Here is a 15,315-nt window from a genome sequence, read left to right as displayed (position 1 = left end):
ATCTATTCAACTATGTCTCCAAAAAGGTGTTTGAAATTATTCTTAATAGCATGTTCCAACTTTTTAACCGACGTCCCTCTGATCTCAGCAGCTCTGATGTAGATGGCTGAAATAGATTTATTGGTATGGTCGGTTTCCAAAAAGAGACGATCAATAGGAATGTCTCTCAGTGACTCAGCAGCTTTACTGTCGGGGTAAAGGATTCTGGGACCGAAGGAGAGGTAAAAGCCTTCCCTAATTAATTGTTCCATCTCCATGTTATTTCCGTTGAATCCATGAATAATCCAAGGTTGCTGAGGTTTCCGTTTTTTTCGTAAGCTCAGCACTTCGTTGTTGGCTTTTACGGAGTGAATGATCAGGGGTTTCTTAAAAGTTTCGGAGATGTCGATTTGTTGACAGAAAATCTGTTTCTGAAGTTCCAGTGCCGGACCTTTTACTTTATCCAGTCCTGCTTCTCCAATGGCAATTACTTGCTCGTTATGGGCGGTCTCTTTCACTTTCTCAAGCAGATTCTTTGTGTCGGTGTTGTGAATGTACCAAGGATGGATACCATAGGACAACCAGATATTGGAGGGACATTGCTGCAAAGGTTCGGGCGCCACACAACTGACAATAGCAATTTCCGGTTCGGTATCGGCAGGAGGGAAGTGGGTATGAAAATTTATGTATTTCATTCGTATATAATTTATTTAAGTCATTGGTCGAATGGAACTCGCATGTCTGAATCAAATTTATACATGTCCTTTTGTGGCAAAAGCCGCCATGCTCGTTTCATCCGTATAAAATTAGGTTAATTCATTGGTCTGAAGGAACTCGCATGGCTTTAATAGGCACTTGTTTTTATTAAATGTGGAAAGCCTTGTTGCCATGCTCGTTTGTGTCGATTAAAACTTCGTTTGATTGATTGGCCGAATGGGATTGGCACGGCGGAGTGAAAACCTATTCTTATTCCCGAATAGTTGGGACATTGGGTGTGGAAAGCTTCGCCATTTTCAATTAATCCCGGGCAGACTTTTCCAACATTCCATTTTTCGACAAAAAACCCTTCTAACCTTCTCAAAGATAGAAAAAAGTATAAAGGGGTAGGTGGAATTTTCCACCTACGACCCTATGAGATATATTGTTGAACCTTTTTTTTTGAGTAAAGATTATATTTTTATGATTTTTGTCATGGTGCAACAACCGTTGTTGTGGCCCCCTGGGTTCTGGCTCGAATGGTGTGATTGTACATATCTTCTACCGAAACAGGTGGAAGATAGAAGGTTCCGGGAAAGGCGGCATGGACCACCACGACAAACTGTTTACTCTGTCCGGCGGGTAAATTGAAATAGGTGAGGACTCTGTCGTCGCGGATGTCTCGGTAGTCAGGCAGATCATCGTCTGTTAAATGAATCCCTTCCAGGCGTGTATTCCGAATTTCCCATCCGGAAGGCATCATGCTGGTTAAGGCAAGGTGAGAGGCATCTCCTGCCGAGCCGGGATTGGTCACCCTTACAATATATTTAATATCGGTTCCCTGTTCGATTCGAAGAGGATTGACGGGTTGATTGTCGAGGGTAACAAAACGTCGTTCAATGATGAGATTTTCTGACCATTCGGCTGTATCAATACCACCGGGAGTTCCATTCATCATTAGAGTCACAAAGAGTTCTTTATCGGAAAGGTTGGAGACCTCAATGTTTCCATTTAGGACAGAATTGAAGAGGAGGTCTCGTTGCGACAGTGGTTTGTCCGACCCAATAGAAATGGTTTCTCCTCCATTGATAGAATAGGAGAATTGAAGCGAAGATTCCCTGGTATGATTACCGGCAAAAGCGATTACACTCATGAGCGACCAGGCGGTGGTCTGGGTGCTGTACCAATGTTCAGAGCTGAGGGCGCGTGCTGTCTCTTGTACCAGAGGAAGAGCTTCCTCTTTACGGTTGAGAAGGTTGAGCGTATAAATTAAAATTGCTTTATCCCTTAAAGAAGATCCATAGGTTTGAGGAAAAATATCGATTGAGGAGATCTTAGGAGCCTGATCAATGATTGTTTGGGCCACTTCAGACATGCCGGAAAGGGCGTAGGCATCAGCAAGTAGCCAACGCGCCTGCGGGATGAGGTTGTCCTGTTGACGCAGACGGTTCATGGCTGCAGTGGCAGGTTCTCCGGCCAGTGCAAGAGTGAACAGACGATAGGCTTGTATCATTTGTTCCGAAGGATAGGCGGGTGTTTCGGGTCGTGGCAGCCAGAGGGAAGCTCTCTCTCTTTGCCATTTGAGCCAGGCCTTTTTAAGCCGAGGTTGGACAGGATATCCTTCTTTTTCGGCTTCGAGCATGAAATGGCCGGCATAGCTGGATGCCCAATCATTGGGTTGAGACTGTCCGGGCCAATAAGCCAATCCGCCCACTGTTGTTTGGTAGGTGGCCAATCGCCCGAGGACAGATGCAATGTTTGTACGGGTTTGTTTCTGAAGCGTATCGCTAAGATCGGTGATCTTGCTTAAATACAATTGGGGGAATGCACCGGAAACAATTTGTTCAAGGCATCCGTGTGGGTATTGGATCAGGAAGTTCAGGCGCTCCGCCAGGTTCATGGCGGGGATGTTGCCGGCCTCTAGCTTCAACGTGTTTGTTCCTTTCATTCCCGGAAGGTTATAAGGCAAGTTTTTGGTCGTTCCGGGTTTGATCACTTCAAATAAAGTTTGGGTTACCGGCGGGTTGGGCAACCGAATATCCAGCTGCTTAATTATTCGATCCTTAAAACCTTTTGCAGAGGCTTCAATAACTAGTTGAGATGCCCCGATGGCAGAATTGGTGGAAACCTCAAAAAAGAGTGTTTTTTCACCTGGCGTATCAAACGAGACCCTTTGTTTTCCATTGTTTCCCACCGAAAAGTGATTGGATCCGGAAACAGCAACTGTTACGTCTTTTATGTTGTTGTCGGAGACAAAGATGGTTACGGGCAGAGACAGTTTTTCGTCAGGACCCATTAAACGAGGCATGGCCGCCCATACCATAAGAGGCTTTTTCACTGTTACTACGGCGTCGGTACTTCCTGTTGCTTTTCCGTTTGTTGCGATCAACATTACCCTTACCGAACCGGTATAGGACGGAACTTTGAACTGATGCTTCATTTTCCCTTTCTTGCGCAATTGGTAAGGCCCAAAGAATTTGACCATGGGTTCAAACCGTTGAGTGGTCCTTTTGCCCTTATCGCCAATGAGAGAGAGGTCGCCACCTACACTAAATATTTGTTCTATTTTACCTCCGAAAGCCCCTAGAACGTCATCGAACAAGTCCCATGTTTTCACCCCCAGAGCCTGACGGGCATTGAAGCGAACCCATGGATCGGGGGTGGCGTGGTTGGTGATGTCGAGTAATCCTTCATCCACGACTGCCAGAACGTAAGACATTTCTCTGTTTTTTGCTTCGCTGACTTCTATGACGGCCTCCTCGCCCGGCTGCCAGGAGACAGAGGTTTTGAGAGTGGGTTCCAGACGCGTGTCCGGATCATTCACCATGATGGGAATAATTCCGTATAGTCGCAGGGGTCGATCGTTTGCAGTTTGTCCGAAAGGTTGAATCAGAGTGATGTTTACATAGATATTGGGGACCATTTCAGGAGATGCCTCGAAAGAGAAGGTGGTCTCCTTGGGTTGGGGGTCTACCCACCAAGTTTTAAGGATTTTACTGCCCGATTCGATGGAAACCAAAGCACGTCCTGCCTCCGTCGATGGGAAAGTAACGGTGATTTGTTCCCCTACTTGGTAAGCTGACTTGTCGGCAGAAAACAGCAGTTGTGATGCTCCGTCGCCACCACGAGATTCTCTGGCCCATCCCGGCCAATCGACCTGAATGGTGGCAGCGGTAGAGTGTCCCGAAGCAGGGTTTATCAGACGTATCAGATATCTGCCCCAATCGGGCTGGTTGATACGAAAGTTAAAGTGACCGGTTCCGTTGCTGTTGGTTGTTACGGTTCCTCTGGCAATAATATTACGGCTGTTGGATGAGATGTAACGTCCAAGGTCTTCGTCAGTTTTTTCCCACCACCAACGCCAGTTAATTTTATAGATGGTGTATTGGAGTTGTTGTTGACCAACGGATTGTCCCATCTCATCCAGGGTTACTACCTCGATCTTATGGTCCTGATCGGTTAACAGCATCCCCCTCTCATCTCCTTTGGGAGGACGAATTCCGGTATAGATTTCATAGGGAGAAATGATTACCGGTTTAGAGCCGACACTGAAGGCGCCGCTTTTCTCAAATACGCGCATAGAGAAAATGCCGTTGAGCATTCCCGGGGCGCGGTTGATTCGGGGTATTTGGTATTCAAAGTCGGTTTGCCCTTTGGCGTCGAGGGTTCCTTCAAAGATGGTCAGTTCCGATTCGTTGACTGTTCGTGTGGGGTCATCGAAAAGGAAGTCATTGTAATTTTCAAAAAGAGTTTTAGCCTTACGGAGATGAAGGTGTACGTCCGTTTTCAGTCCTTTGGCAGGAGATCCGTGCAACCAGGCTGAGTTGATTTTAAATTTGCTGGTGGTTCCGGAATTAAGAATGCCATCGGGAGTGATAAGTTGCACTTTTAGGCGGTTGGGACGAAAGGTTTCGATGCGCAGGCTTTTTTCAAAGGTTATCCCACCCACAAGGATTCGTGCCAGCCAGAAACCTGTAGGTGAATCATTGTCGGTCTTGGTGCGAAAGGTATAAAGCCGGTTGTTGGGTTGTGCTTGTGTTTGTCGATGTACCAGCCGGCCTCGTGGGTCTGTGAGTTCGAAAGTCACAGGATGGCCAGCAGGCAATGTTCCCGGTTCACTTTCCAGAGGCATGAATGAGATAAAAATAGAATCACCGGGTCTCCATACTCCACGCTCACCAAAGATAAATCCTCTTAAGCCTTTTTTTACCGCTTCTCCCGATACATCAAACCGATCGTTGGGAAGAGCCTGGCCTTCATCCAGCCGGAGGTAGCCTCTTTGTTTCCCTTGTTTGGCCACCAGTAAAAAAGGAATGCCTTCGGTTTCGACCCATACTTGTCCATCTTTTCCGGTGGTACCACCTCCTATTTTCACCATTTGTAAATTGAAAACGTCGATATCGACCTTTTGCAGAGGACCGGCGGTTATTAAATCGGTGGCGGTAACCAGTAGTTGCCGGTTGGTCCCGGCTTTGACCATGAGTCCCAAATTAGAAGCCAGAACATTTCGTGCCACCCATCGCTCGCGGGTATAGTATGATTCGGAACAGGGATCATTGCGTTCGGTCCATCTGTAATTAGGTCCGTAATAGTAGGGATAGACGGCGTAGTAATTGTCTGCATCATCCCAAAATCCTTCTTCGGGATCTTGAGGGTCCGTATCTCCTTTTGATGTTTCTGTGTTGTCATTACAAGGCAGAATGGCATCGGATTTTTTGAATCCCAGTTCTACTCGATAGATAGCACCCGGATCAGGCTGAATAAAACGCGACAGATCCAACGAGAAAGTGTTCCAGTTTAGGAGGTTTCGAGTGGGGTCGGTGTCCAACAAAATGGTTTGTTTATGGACAAGTCGTCCTGCCCGCTTGAGTTGGTTTTCTCCATTGAGCCGGTTGATTTGCAGGAAATGACCAATATTGTGTTCGTATATTTTGATGATGCGAATTCTGACAGCTTTGAGGCTTACCGCCCTGAAAGGAAGAAACCATCCATCGGAACCCGGAATAATGGTGCCATCGCCAATAATTTCAACAGCGGGTTTGTCGGTTGAAAAAGAGAAGGTAAATTCACCTCTTCCGTTCAATTTTTGACCGGAAAGACTTTTTATATCAGGAGAAATGACCAGGGTTTGCTCTCCGGCCATATTCTCATCGGGATATAGCTCAACAATGTTCTTATCAATGCTCCAATTCAGGTCTTGGTCAGAAAGTCGGAAAAGTCCTGAAATATTTTGCGCAGGATCTACCGGGTCACTGAACGTCACTGAGATGATTTTTCGTGGGGAAGCACTGAAGCGGGCTGAAAGGATTTTGAAAGTATCAATTGAAGGAATAATGACTGAATGTTGTTTTTTTTGTTGGGAGGATAATTCTCCTTTTTCTACTGTAACGGTCAGGGTTTGTTCCTTTTTTTTGCGGTCTATTCCATCAACAGCCAGACGATGATTGCGTCCATCAATATGAGTCCAGTTGGGGGTCAGTTTTTTCCCTTCAAGATCGATATTAATAAAACGTTCTACCATTTTGTTGTCCGCAGCATCGGCCAGAACGACATTAAAAATAGCCTCGTATTGTTTATTGTCATTGACGGATTTAGGCCCTAGCAGTTCTGTTGTTATCCAGACATTTTGAGGGATGGTTTGAAAGGTAAAGAAAAAAGATTCGTCTTCGTCCGGTAATAAGCGGGGGAGATTAACTTCACATTTGAAGGATTGCCCTGAGGGCAGCATCCCGGATGGTTTAAAAAGAATGGTTCGATTGTCTGACCATGTGGCACTCCCTTTTATGGAGGGCGAAAAGGAAATGACCTTATCCGGTACTAGTTCACCGGCCAGCGCTTGGGGAACAGGTGAGGCCAATTCAATCATGATGGGAGATTGTACCGAAATTTGTCCGGAGGTGAAAGCGCTTATCGCCGGATGAAACGGAGAATGAGGAGCCTTTTCGCTGGTCTGGCATCCCAATAATAAAATCAAACTAAAAAATAATGTGTCTAAGATGAAAGATCTTCTCATAATTCAGAATAGAGTTATTTAGAAGGTAAATATTCCTACTTTTTGCAGAGGGTTAAATTAAACAATTAATTTGTGTTTCGAATATGAAACACAAAGTTATGGCTTTTTTAGTCGTTGAACAGATCGTTGCTCAGCCGGCTTTGAGCCGAAGGGGCAGGATAAATGGATTGGAGGAATACCTTAAGAATTCATCAGAAATTGGTCATGGCTGCGGAAAATTGAAAATATATTATGGGATTAATCTATGGTCAAGATTTATTTTTCTTCCGAAAGCGATAAAGTAAGTGTAAGTGCTCCAATTTATGAGTGGATCAAATTATATGGAATTAATGTATTGAAGCAGATGTGTTTGGGTGCGGGTAGTCTTCCGGTGTCAGTATATCCCTGGCTGGTTATCTCTTTTGATTTTGTTTGAATTAATTATATTTACGAAATAAATGGAGTGGTAAAGATTGTTGCTGTAGGACCATTATATGTTCAGCCGGGCAAATCTGCCTATCAAGTTATAGATGCTTCGGGGAAGGTAAGTGATCCAATAAATTTTCTGCAAACATAACGAGTCTGGTAAGTTGTGTTACCACAGCAAGTTCCTACCTTTTGAGAGTAAGGAAGTGTTAAAAGTGAAATCATAAGAGTCCTATTTAGTCAATGAAAAAAACTTTTTACTTATGAAACGTAGAGATTTTCTAAATGCCGGGATGCTGGCGGCGTTGGGTGGAGCCTTTGCATCTTCAGGGTGTACCCAGGTTTATTCCAGTGAAAAAAAAGGTTTTAAAGGAAAAGCAAAGAATATAATTTTTCTTGTGAGTGATGGAATGAGTATTGGTACTCCTACCATGGCAGATTTGCTCTTGCAACGCAAGGAAGGGAGAGAAAGTCGGTGGATGTCTTTGTATCGTCAGAATAAAGTGAAACATGCCTTGATGGATACGGCCTCAGCAGATTCATTGGTGACCGATTCTGCGGCTGCCAGTTCATCATGGGGTGGTGGTATCCGAGTAAAAAACGGATCATTGAATGTCGGTCCTAATGGTCAGGAACATAAACCTATTCTTCAAAAGTTCAAGGAGGCTGGTAAAGCCGTGGGGTGTGTTACGACAGTTCCTATAACGCATGCCACCCCTGCCGGATTCTGCGTAAATATGAAGCATCGTAACATGCAGGATAAAATTGCCGATAAGTATTTGGAGCTTCAGTTTGATGTGATGATGGGAGGAGGTCGTGAATATTTTGACGGATCCAAACGGGAAGACGGTAAAAATATATTTGACGATTTTAAAAGTCGTGGATTTAATGTTGTTCAGACCAGGAGTGAAATGGAATTGGTTGAGCCCGGAAAACCAACGCTTGGCGTTTTCTCCGAAAGCGGTTTGCCTTATACACTTGATCAAAATGCGGACAAGGATTTGCAGCAAAAGGTTCCGACACTTGCCGAAATGACCTCTAAAGCTATTTCTCTGATGTCGGCCAATTCCAATGGCTTCGTATTGCAAGTGGAAGGAGGAAAAGTTGACTGGGCTGCCCATGGCAATGATGCCGGCGCTTTATTGTATGATCAGATAGCTTTTGACGGGGCTGTAGATGTTGCCATTAAGTTCGCGGAGAACCGGAACGACACCTTGGTTATCATCACCACTGATCATGGAAATTCCAACCCAGGACTGATAAAAAGTTCCAAGGTCGATGCCAAATTTGACTTGCTGAAGAACTTTAAACATACCAATGAGTGGATTCTGAACCAAATTACGCGGAACGATTCGCCTGCTGATGTTATTGAACGTATTAATGATGCACATGGCTACACCATCACCAGGGAAGAGGCACAGATTCTGTTAAAAGAATATCATGCACTGGATAATGAGGGGCTTTATAACGCTTATAAGTTGCCGTTCCGTCAATTTGCAGAGATACAGGAGAAGTATATATCTATCTTTTGGTCAGGGATGAATCATTCGGCAGATTTTGTGGCGCTGGCAATGTACGGAGTAGAGACAGAAGCTTTGCCACCGCTCGTTCGCAATATTGATCTTCACAACTATATGCTGCAGGCAGCTGGTGTTGATGCACTGGTGTAATGGAAGATTAAAACTGTTCTCTGAACCGAACGGGGGTGTGGGAGGTATGCTTTTTGAAATATTTCACAAAGTTGGTAGGATCTTCAAACCCGGTTTGATAGGCAATTTCTTTGACGGATAAATTGGTGTGGATGAGTAGCCGCTTGGCTTCCAGTATCACTCGTTCGTCGATTATTTGCTTAGGGGTTTTATCTAAGAATGCCTTTGTGATTTTATTTAGATGTTTTTCAGAGAGTCCCATCTTTAAGGCATACTTTTTTACAGATTTTTCAATTCGGAAAGTTTGTTCCAGTACCTCTTTAAATTCGATTAGATAGTCAAGATCAGGACAGGGTTTCAGTTCGCTGAAACCCTGTTTTCGTATTTCCCGTTCGGCTTGAAGGAGAAAAATATGCAGCAGATTATGTAAGATTTGTGGTTGGCCATTGTCGTAATTAGTACTGCATTCATCTTCCATCGCTTGCAGGTACATTTTTAATCGGGAGGAAGGGGTGTTCCAATTGATTTGGGCCGTAGTGTATAAGTCGCTAAACAAAATGGATGAAGCTAAAAATCTGTGATCTTCTTCGTTTTGAGAAAAGAAGTGGTCGGTAAAAAGAATTACTTTTCCTTGGTAGGATCCCTTGGGATCAAATAGGTTGACACAGTTTTGTGGGATGAAGATAACCGTATGGTCTTCCATTTTGATTGGTTTAAAATCGACCATGTGGGTGCCGAACCCTTTTTCGATCCATAGAATATGATAGAACTGGGCGCGATGAGGAATGGTCATCGCAGTCTTCTTGGAACTGAGAATTTGGGGTAGTTCAAGAATCTCAAATTCCATTTTCAAGCTCTTTTTAAAAGGATATTTTTTTATGGCTTCGTTCACAGAAATATACTAAAAGAGTCCGTTTATTTTACTGTCCACCTTGTCAATAACAGCACTGAGATTGCCGTTATCTTTAATAAAATCGTTTTTGTCCACATCTATTATGAGCAAATCGGATGCTTGGTAATCACAGATCCAATCTTCGTATCGTTCGTTGAGACGTTTTAGATAATCAAGACGGATAGAAGATTCGTAGGGGCGACCCCGCATTTGAATATGTCGAACCAGTGTAGGTACCGAAGCCCGTAGGTAAATGAGTAAGTCGGGAGGGGCAATCAAGCGGCTCATAAGATTGAAGAGTCCGGTGTAGTTATCGTAATCGCGGGGACTCATCAAACCCATATCAAAAAGGTTCGCAGCGAAAATTACCGAATCTTCATAGATTGTTCGGTCCTGGATGACATTGCTTTTTGATTCTCTGATTTTGACGATGTGAGAAAATCGGCTTTTGAGAAAGTAAATTTGTAAATTGAATGCCCATCGTTTCATATCATTATAGAAATCAGCCAGATATGGGTTTTGGTCCACTTCTTCATAGTGGACTTCCCATCCGTAATGACGGGCCAGTAATCCTGCCAGCGTTGTTTTGCCCGATCCTATGTTTCCAGCAATAGCAATGTGCATAATTACAAGGTTTTAATGGTTTAATTTCAGAAGAGGATCCAAGTAATCTCGATTATTGGATAGTCTTGGAACTTTATTTTGCCCACCCAGTTTATTTCTTGATTTCATCCAGTCGAAAAACAATCCTTTGCGAGCCACGATCAGATCAGGAGGATCGAGGGTAATGTTTTTATAACGTTTGGCTTCGTAATCGCTGTTTACGCTTTGAAGGGTTTTGTCCAAAACTTCTTTGAATTTTTCTAATGAATCGGGATTCTTTTCAAACTCAATGATCCACTGGTGGGCGCCTTTGTTTCCTGCACTCATATATAAAGGTCCGGCAGTATAATCCTTGATGACGGCGCCTGTGGCGTTGCAAGCCGCATTGATTGCTTTAATGGCGTTGTCGACGATGACTTCTTCTCCAAAGGCGTTAATAAAATGTTTTGTGCGTCCCGAAATAATGAATTTAAAGGGATACCGATTTGTGAATCGGATGGTATCCCCGATGAGGTATCGCCATAAGCCGCCATTGGTAGAGATCACCATAGCATAATCTTTATCGAGCTCTACTTCATCCAATAGAAGTGTTTTAGGATGATCTTTCCCTAATTGACTCATCGGCATAAATTCAAAAAAGACTCCGTAATCAAGCATTAAAAGCATGGATGAAGAGGACGGGTCATCTTGAATGCCAAAAAACCCTTCAGAAGCATTGTAGGTTTCCATGTAATGCATTTGATCGGAAGGGATGATCTCCTGATATTGTTTACGGTAAGGCGTAAAATTGATACCCCCATGAATAAAGAGTTCAAGGTTAGGCCATACTTCCAACAAGTTGTTTTTATTAGTCGTTTTTAGAATATGCTTGATAAGTACCAGAAACCATGAAGGGACTCCGGCCAGAGAGGTTACATTTTCTTCTATGGTTACCTGAGTAATCTTTTTCAGCTTCTCTTCCCATTCTTCCATAAGGGCAACATCCTGTCCAGGTGTTTTGAAAAACTGCGTCCAGAAGGGAAGGTTTTCGATTAATATTGCAGAAAGGTCGCCATAGAAGGAGTCGTTGCTGAAGTTGTTGATTTGATGACTTCCACCTAGTGTCAGTGTTTTTCCGGAGAAGACCCCATTATCGGGATAGTTGTCGTGGTAAATGGCCAAGACGTCGCGTCCTCCTCGGAAGTGACAAGATTCCAACGCCTCCTTAGTGACGGGGATGAACTTACTTTTGGAAGAAGTCGTGCCGGAGGATTTGGCAAACCATCGAGTAACACCAGGCCATAGCACATTCTTTTCTCCATTTCGGAGTCTATGAACAAAAGGTTCAAAGCCCTCATAGTCTTGAACCGGTACTCGTTCCTGAAATTGTGAGATTTTGCGAATGGAGGAAAAATCATATTTTTTCCCCCACTCGGTGTTTTGTGCTTCTTCAATGAGAGAAAAGAATACCGATTCCTGAACTTCCATTGGAGCTTTTCTGAAAAGATCGATTTGTGAAAGACGACGCGTATTGAATAGACCGATTATGCTGGATATTAGTGGCATATAATTATTGCTTTGATGATGAGTTTTGCATTAGTAATTTCGTTGAAAATCTGACGAAAAGGGATGAGGTTAGTTTTCAGCTTATTCTCACACTCCTAATTTAGTCTGACTGTCTACTTTTGCGCACAGCAAATGATGATACACACATATTAATTGGCTCATAATGTTAACTGTATAATTAATTCCGGACAATAAAGAATAAATGAATGCAGAACAGATTAAAGGTATTGTTTATTATCTGATTTTCTGGAAACTCAAAAATATGATATTTTAATTGTTGTTTTGCTTGTAAATATAAATAATTTTGTCTCGAGTAGGTCAAATATTTTGCTCAATAGATTGACTGAAATAAGGATGTAGGAGGTTGTTTCGGCTATTGCAGGTGAAGATTTCTCATGCAATCTTTTTTCTGTTTTTTCTCACTTTATGAGTAAGATAGGGGTACATGGATGTGCCTGATTTTGGTATACAAATGTTGGTTAAATTTAGATGGGGCACATATTTGTCCTGCGTGTTTTTCGATATTATTCATTCCCTAAAGAGGAATAATGGCATTAATTTTCCGATAGGCGGGACTAAAAATCTATAGGTATGAGTTATTTTGATATTATTGCAGGTATCATACTAATACTGTCTGCTTTGAAAGGTTTGAAAAACGGCTTTATTAAAGAATTGGCAGGCCTCGCTGCGCTGATCTTGGGGATCATTTTTGCGGTCCAGTTTTCTGACGTTACGGGACGATTTCTGTCCGGCTTTTTTCATTCCCAATATATGGGGATTATTGCCTTTCTGGTTACATTTGGAGTTGTGGTAGTGATGGTTCATTTGATAGCCGGATTGATGCATACCCTAATAAATGCCATTGCACTAGGATTGTTTAATCGACTGCTTGGATTAGTTTTTGGCGTATTGAAGGCTGGGTTTATTTTGAGCATCATCCTACTGGGGTTAGATGCTTTTGGAATAGAATCCAGTATAATACCCCCCTCGGAACAACAACGATCGAATTTATATAAACCCATAAAAAGAGCAGCGCCATATTTTTTTGATTTAATGGAAGAAGATTTGGATCATTTATTGAGACCGGATGCGTCCGATCAAAGTTCGGTAACTGTTTGATGGGGTTTGGTAATAATTCTTAATTTTGGGCTTCCTAAATAAGAAAGAGAATATTATAGCTATGAATTTTGTAGAAGAACTAAGATGGAGGGGGATGATTCACGACATCATGCCCGGGACCGAAGAACAATTGGAAAAGGAGATGACAACGGCCTATGTGGGGATCGATCCTACTGCCGATTCGTTACACATTGGCCATTTGGTGGGTGTTATGATGCTTCGCCACTTTCAGGCATTTGGTCACCGACCCATAGTTCTTGTTGGGGGTGCAACGGGAATGATTGGAGATCCATCTATGAAATCGCAGGAGAGAAACCTGCTGGATGAAGCGACCCTGCATCACAATCAAGAATGTATCAAGAAGCAATTATCACGTTTTTTGGATTTTGATTCAGAGAATGAGAACAGTGCTCTTCTGGTGAATAACTACGACTGGATGAAAAAATTTTCCTTTTTGGAGTTTATTCGGGATGTAGGGAAACATATTACCGTTAATTACATGATGGCCAAGGATTCGGTAAAAAAGCGACTCAGTAATGAAACGCGAGAGGGATTATCGTTTACCGAGTTTACATATCAGTTGGTGCAAGGGTATGATTTCTTTCATTTATATCAGGAGTATGGTTGTAAATTACAAATGGGAGGCTCGGATCAATGGGGTAATATTACCACAGGTACAGAGCTTATTCGAAGAAAATCAGGAGGAGAGGCTTTCGCACTGACCTGCCCGCTCATTACCAAAGCTGATGGTGGAAAATTTGGGAAAACGGAATCCGGGAATGTTTGGTTAGATCCTGAACGGACTAGTCCCTATTCATTTTATCAGTTTTGGCTTAACACATCGGATAGTGATGCTGAAAAATACATCAAAATATTTACGCGAATAGAACGTGAAGAAATAGAGGATCTTATAACGCGTCATGCTGAAGCGCCTCATCAGCGGTTGCTGCAGAAGCGACTTGCAGAAACGGTCACTCGTTTGGTGCATGGAGATGATGCTTTGCAGATGGCTATGGATGCTTCGCAAATATTGTTTGGAAAGAATGTTACAGATACATTGCGAAAGCTGGATGAAAAGACTCTGCTGTCGGTTTTTGAGGGGGTGCCAACCTTTAACATTAATCGTCAGGAATTGAATAGTGGTATTGGAATTATTGACCTGGTGGCTGAAAAGACCGGTATCTTCCCTTCAAAGGGTGAAGCCCGGAGGACCATCAAAGGAGGTGGAGTCGGAATTAATAAAGAAAAAGTAGGGTCAGAGGAGATAACCGTTGATCTTTCCGATCTTTTGAATGATAAATATATTTTGGTGCAAAAGGGTAAGAAAAACTATTATTTGATCATAGCGGAATAATCCTATTTCATGAAGGCTATTTGGAATCATCTTGGAGGATTTGGCAAATTAGTAATGGCCATATTGCTGGTAGTTACCAGCTTTATGGTTTTTTCTTTTTTGGCTATGTTGTTGGCACTTCCTTTTGTGGAGGGCTTTTCATTTTTTGATACGGGATCGATTGATGGTTTATTGACCACGGGATTGTTGCGTTATTTTCAAATAGTTCAAAGTATTTCATTGTTTATTATTCCCTCATTACTGGCGAGTTTCTTGTTTTGGGGACACTATACGAGGGGAATAGGTCTTTGGAGGCCTAATGGTAGAATGGTTGCATTAAGTTTCCTGATCATAGTATTATCACAACCAGCTGTTAACTATCTTGGATTATGGAACAGTAGTCTGCAATTACCGGAATCTTTGAGTGGAATAGAGAGATGGATGCATCAATCGGAGGAGAGCGCTGTTGATTTAATATACCAGTTTCTTAATACCGATCATTTAGGGCTGCTTCTGGTGAATGTTTTGATGATCGCAGTATTGCCGGCACTGGGAGAGGAGATGTTATTTAGGGGCGTTTTGCAACCTATATTCAGAGAATGGTTTAGAAACGCACATGTGGCTGTTTTTGTAACAGCGTTTCTTTTTAGTGCTATACACTTGCAGTTTTATACATTTCTACCTCGATTTTTTCTTGGATTGGCTTTGGGTTATCTGATGATTTGGGGTGAGAACTTATGGTACCCTATTGTCGGACATTTTGCAAATAATTTTTTATCGTTGATATTGTTCTATTATTACCGGTATTCAAATCCTGAAATTAATCCGCTTCAGCCTTCTCCTGATGAGTTGTCAATCCCTTGGCTTTTTTCTGTTCCGGCCATTGTGGGGATGATTTTCTTTTTTTGGCAGTTTTATAAAAGTAGTACGCTCATGAGGAGTAGTCAATTTTAATTATGTATGAATTGTCGAAAAATTGGGTGTGGAAGAATAGAGAAGTCAATGTGCGATTTGGAAACTTAATTTTTCGAGAATAAGTATTTTTCTCCAAATCGTTTGTCATTGAAGATTATTTGCAGAC

General features: G+C 42.7%; 10 protein-coding genes. 5 read left to right on the top strand and 5 right to left on the bottom strand.

Annotated features, from left to right (window positions below; all coding sequences use genetic code 11):
• Positions 1–2: 2 nt before the first annotated feature.
• Together ACT29H_RS03325 and ACT29H_RS03320 are read right to left on the bottom strand one after the other, a co-directional pair.
• Positions 3–674, bottom strand: a complete 672-nt coding sequence (locus ACT29H_RS03325) for a TatD family hydrolase (RefSeq protein ID WP_444820176.1) — start codon at positions 672–674, stop codon at positions 3–5.
• A 494-nt stretch (positions 675–1,168) separates the two neighbouring features.
• Positions 1,169–6,688: an MG2 domain-containing protein gene (locus ACT29H_RS03320; protein WP_444820175.1), complete on the bottom strand. Its 5,520-nt coding sequence runs from the start codon at positions 6,686–6,688 to the stop codon at positions 1,169–1,171.
• Between the two features lie 244 nt (positions 6,689–6,932).
• On the opposite strand from ACT29H_RS03320, the gene ACT29H_RS03315 reads away from it, so the two are divergent.
• On the top strand, positions 6,933–7,103 hold the full coding sequence (locus ACT29H_RS03315; protein WP_444820174.1) for a hypothetical protein: 171 nt from the start codon (positions 6,933–6,935) through the stop codon (positions 7,101–7,103).
• Positions 7,104–7,356: 253 nt separating this feature from the next.
• Positions 7,357–8,763 (top strand): alkaline phosphatase, encoded by a 1,407-nt coding sequence (locus ACT29H_RS03310; RefSeq protein ID WP_444820173.1) that lies wholly within the window; start codon positions 7,357–7,359, stop codon positions 8,761–8,763.
• A 7-nt stretch (positions 8,764–8,770) separates the two neighbouring features.
• Here ACT29H_RS03310 and ACT29H_RS03305 read toward each other — a convergent pair whose 3' ends face one another.
• From ACT29H_RS03305 to ACT29H_RS03295, 3 genes are read right to left on the bottom strand one after another with little or no spacing between them, the layout of a single operon-like run.
• The gene (locus ACT29H_RS03305; RefSeq protein ID WP_444820172.1) at positions 8,771–9,589 is read right to left on the bottom strand and encodes an AraC family transcriptional regulator; all 819 of its coding nucleotides are present in this window, start codon (positions 9,587–9,589) and stop codon (positions 8,771–8,773) included.
• 54 nt (positions 9,590–9,643) lie between these two features.
• Positions 9,644–10,258: a deoxynucleoside kinase gene (locus ACT29H_RS03300; protein WP_444820171.1), complete on the bottom strand. Its 615-nt coding sequence runs from the start codon at positions 10,256–10,258 to the stop codon at positions 9,644–9,646.
• Positions 10,259–10,270: 12 nt separating this feature from the next.
• Positions 10,271–11,782 (bottom strand): GH3 auxin-responsive promoter family protein, encoded by a 1,512-nt coding sequence (locus ACT29H_RS03295; protein ID WP_444820170.1) that lies wholly within the window; start codon positions 11,780–11,782, stop codon positions 10,271–10,273.
• A gap of 591 nt (positions 11,783–12,373) precedes the next feature.
• Here ACT29H_RS03295 and ACT29H_RS03290 point away from each other — a divergent pair.
• The 3 genes from ACT29H_RS03290 to ACT29H_RS03280 all read left to right on the top strand — a co-directional run bounded on the left by ACT29H_RS03290 (position 12,374) and on the right by ACT29H_RS03280 (position 15,188).
• The gene (locus ACT29H_RS03290; protein ID WP_444820169.1) at positions 12,374–12,901 is read left to right on the top strand and encodes a CvpA family protein; all 528 of its coding nucleotides are present in this window, start codon (positions 12,374–12,376) and stop codon (positions 12,899–12,901) included.
• Between the two features lie 61 nt (positions 12,902–12,962).
• On the top strand, positions 12,963–14,255 hold the full coding sequence (tyrS, locus tag ACT29H_RS03285; protein WP_444820168.1) for a tyrosine--tRNA ligase: 1,293 nt from the start codon (positions 12,963–12,965) through the stop codon (positions 14,253–14,255).
• Between the two features lie 9 nt (positions 14,256–14,264).
• Positions 14,265–15,188 (top strand): lysostaphin resistance A-like protein, encoded by a 924-nt coding sequence (locus tag ACT29H_RS03280; RefSeq protein ID WP_444820167.1) that lies wholly within the window; start codon positions 14,265–14,267, stop codon positions 15,186–15,188.
• Positions 15,189–15,315 lie beyond the last annotated feature (127 nt).

The sequence above is a fragment of the Thermophagus sp. OGC60D27 genome, from assembly GCF_052400625.1.
GTDB lineage: Bacteria > Bacteroidota > Bacteroidia > Bacteroidales > Marinilabiliaceae > Thermophagus.
Note: the sequence above shows the minus strand (reverse complement) of the source record. Positions and strands in the feature narration are given on the sequence as shown.

Excerpts from the sequence above, each read along its gene's own strand:
- tyrS (WP_444820168.1), top strand. The coding sequence starts at position 12,963 with ATGAATTTTGTAGAAGAACTAAGATGGAGGGGGATGATTCACGACATC.
- ACT29H_RS03300 (WP_444820171.1), bottom strand. The coding sequence starts at position 10,258 with ATGCACATTGCTATTGCTGGAAACATAGGATCGGGCAAAACAACGCTG.
- ACT29H_RS03325 (WP_444820176.1), bottom strand. The coding sequence starts at position 674 with ATGAAATACATAAATTTTCATACCCACTTCCCTCCTGCCGATACCGAA.
- ACT29H_RS03295 (WP_444820170.1), bottom strand. The coding sequence starts at position 11,782 with ATGCCACTAATATCCAGCATAATCGGTCTATTCAATACGCGTCGTCTT.
- ACT29H_RS03305 (WP_444820172.1), bottom strand. The coding sequence starts at position 9,589 with ATGGAATTTGAGATTCTTGAACTACCCCAAATTCTCAGTTCCAAGAAG.
- ACT29H_RS03320 (WP_444820175.1), bottom strand. The coding sequence starts at position 6,688 with ATGAGAAGATCTTTCATCTTAGACACATTATTTTTTAGTTTGATTTTA.
- ACT29H_RS03315 (WP_444820174.1), top strand. The coding sequence starts at position 6,933 with ATGGTCAAGATTTATTTTTCTTCCGAAAGCGATAAAGTAAGTGTAAGT.
- ACT29H_RS03290 (WP_444820169.1), top strand. The coding sequence starts at position 12,374 with ATGAGTTATTTTGATATTATTGCAGGTATCATACTAATACTGTCTGCT.
- ACT29H_RS03310 (WP_444820173.1), top strand. The coding sequence starts at position 7,357 with ATGAAACGTAGAGATTTTCTAAATGCCGGGATGCTGGCGGCGTTGGGT.
- ACT29H_RS03280 (WP_444820167.1), top strand. The coding sequence starts at position 14,265 with ATGAAGGCTATTTGGAATCATCTTGGAGGATTTGGCAAATTAGTAATG.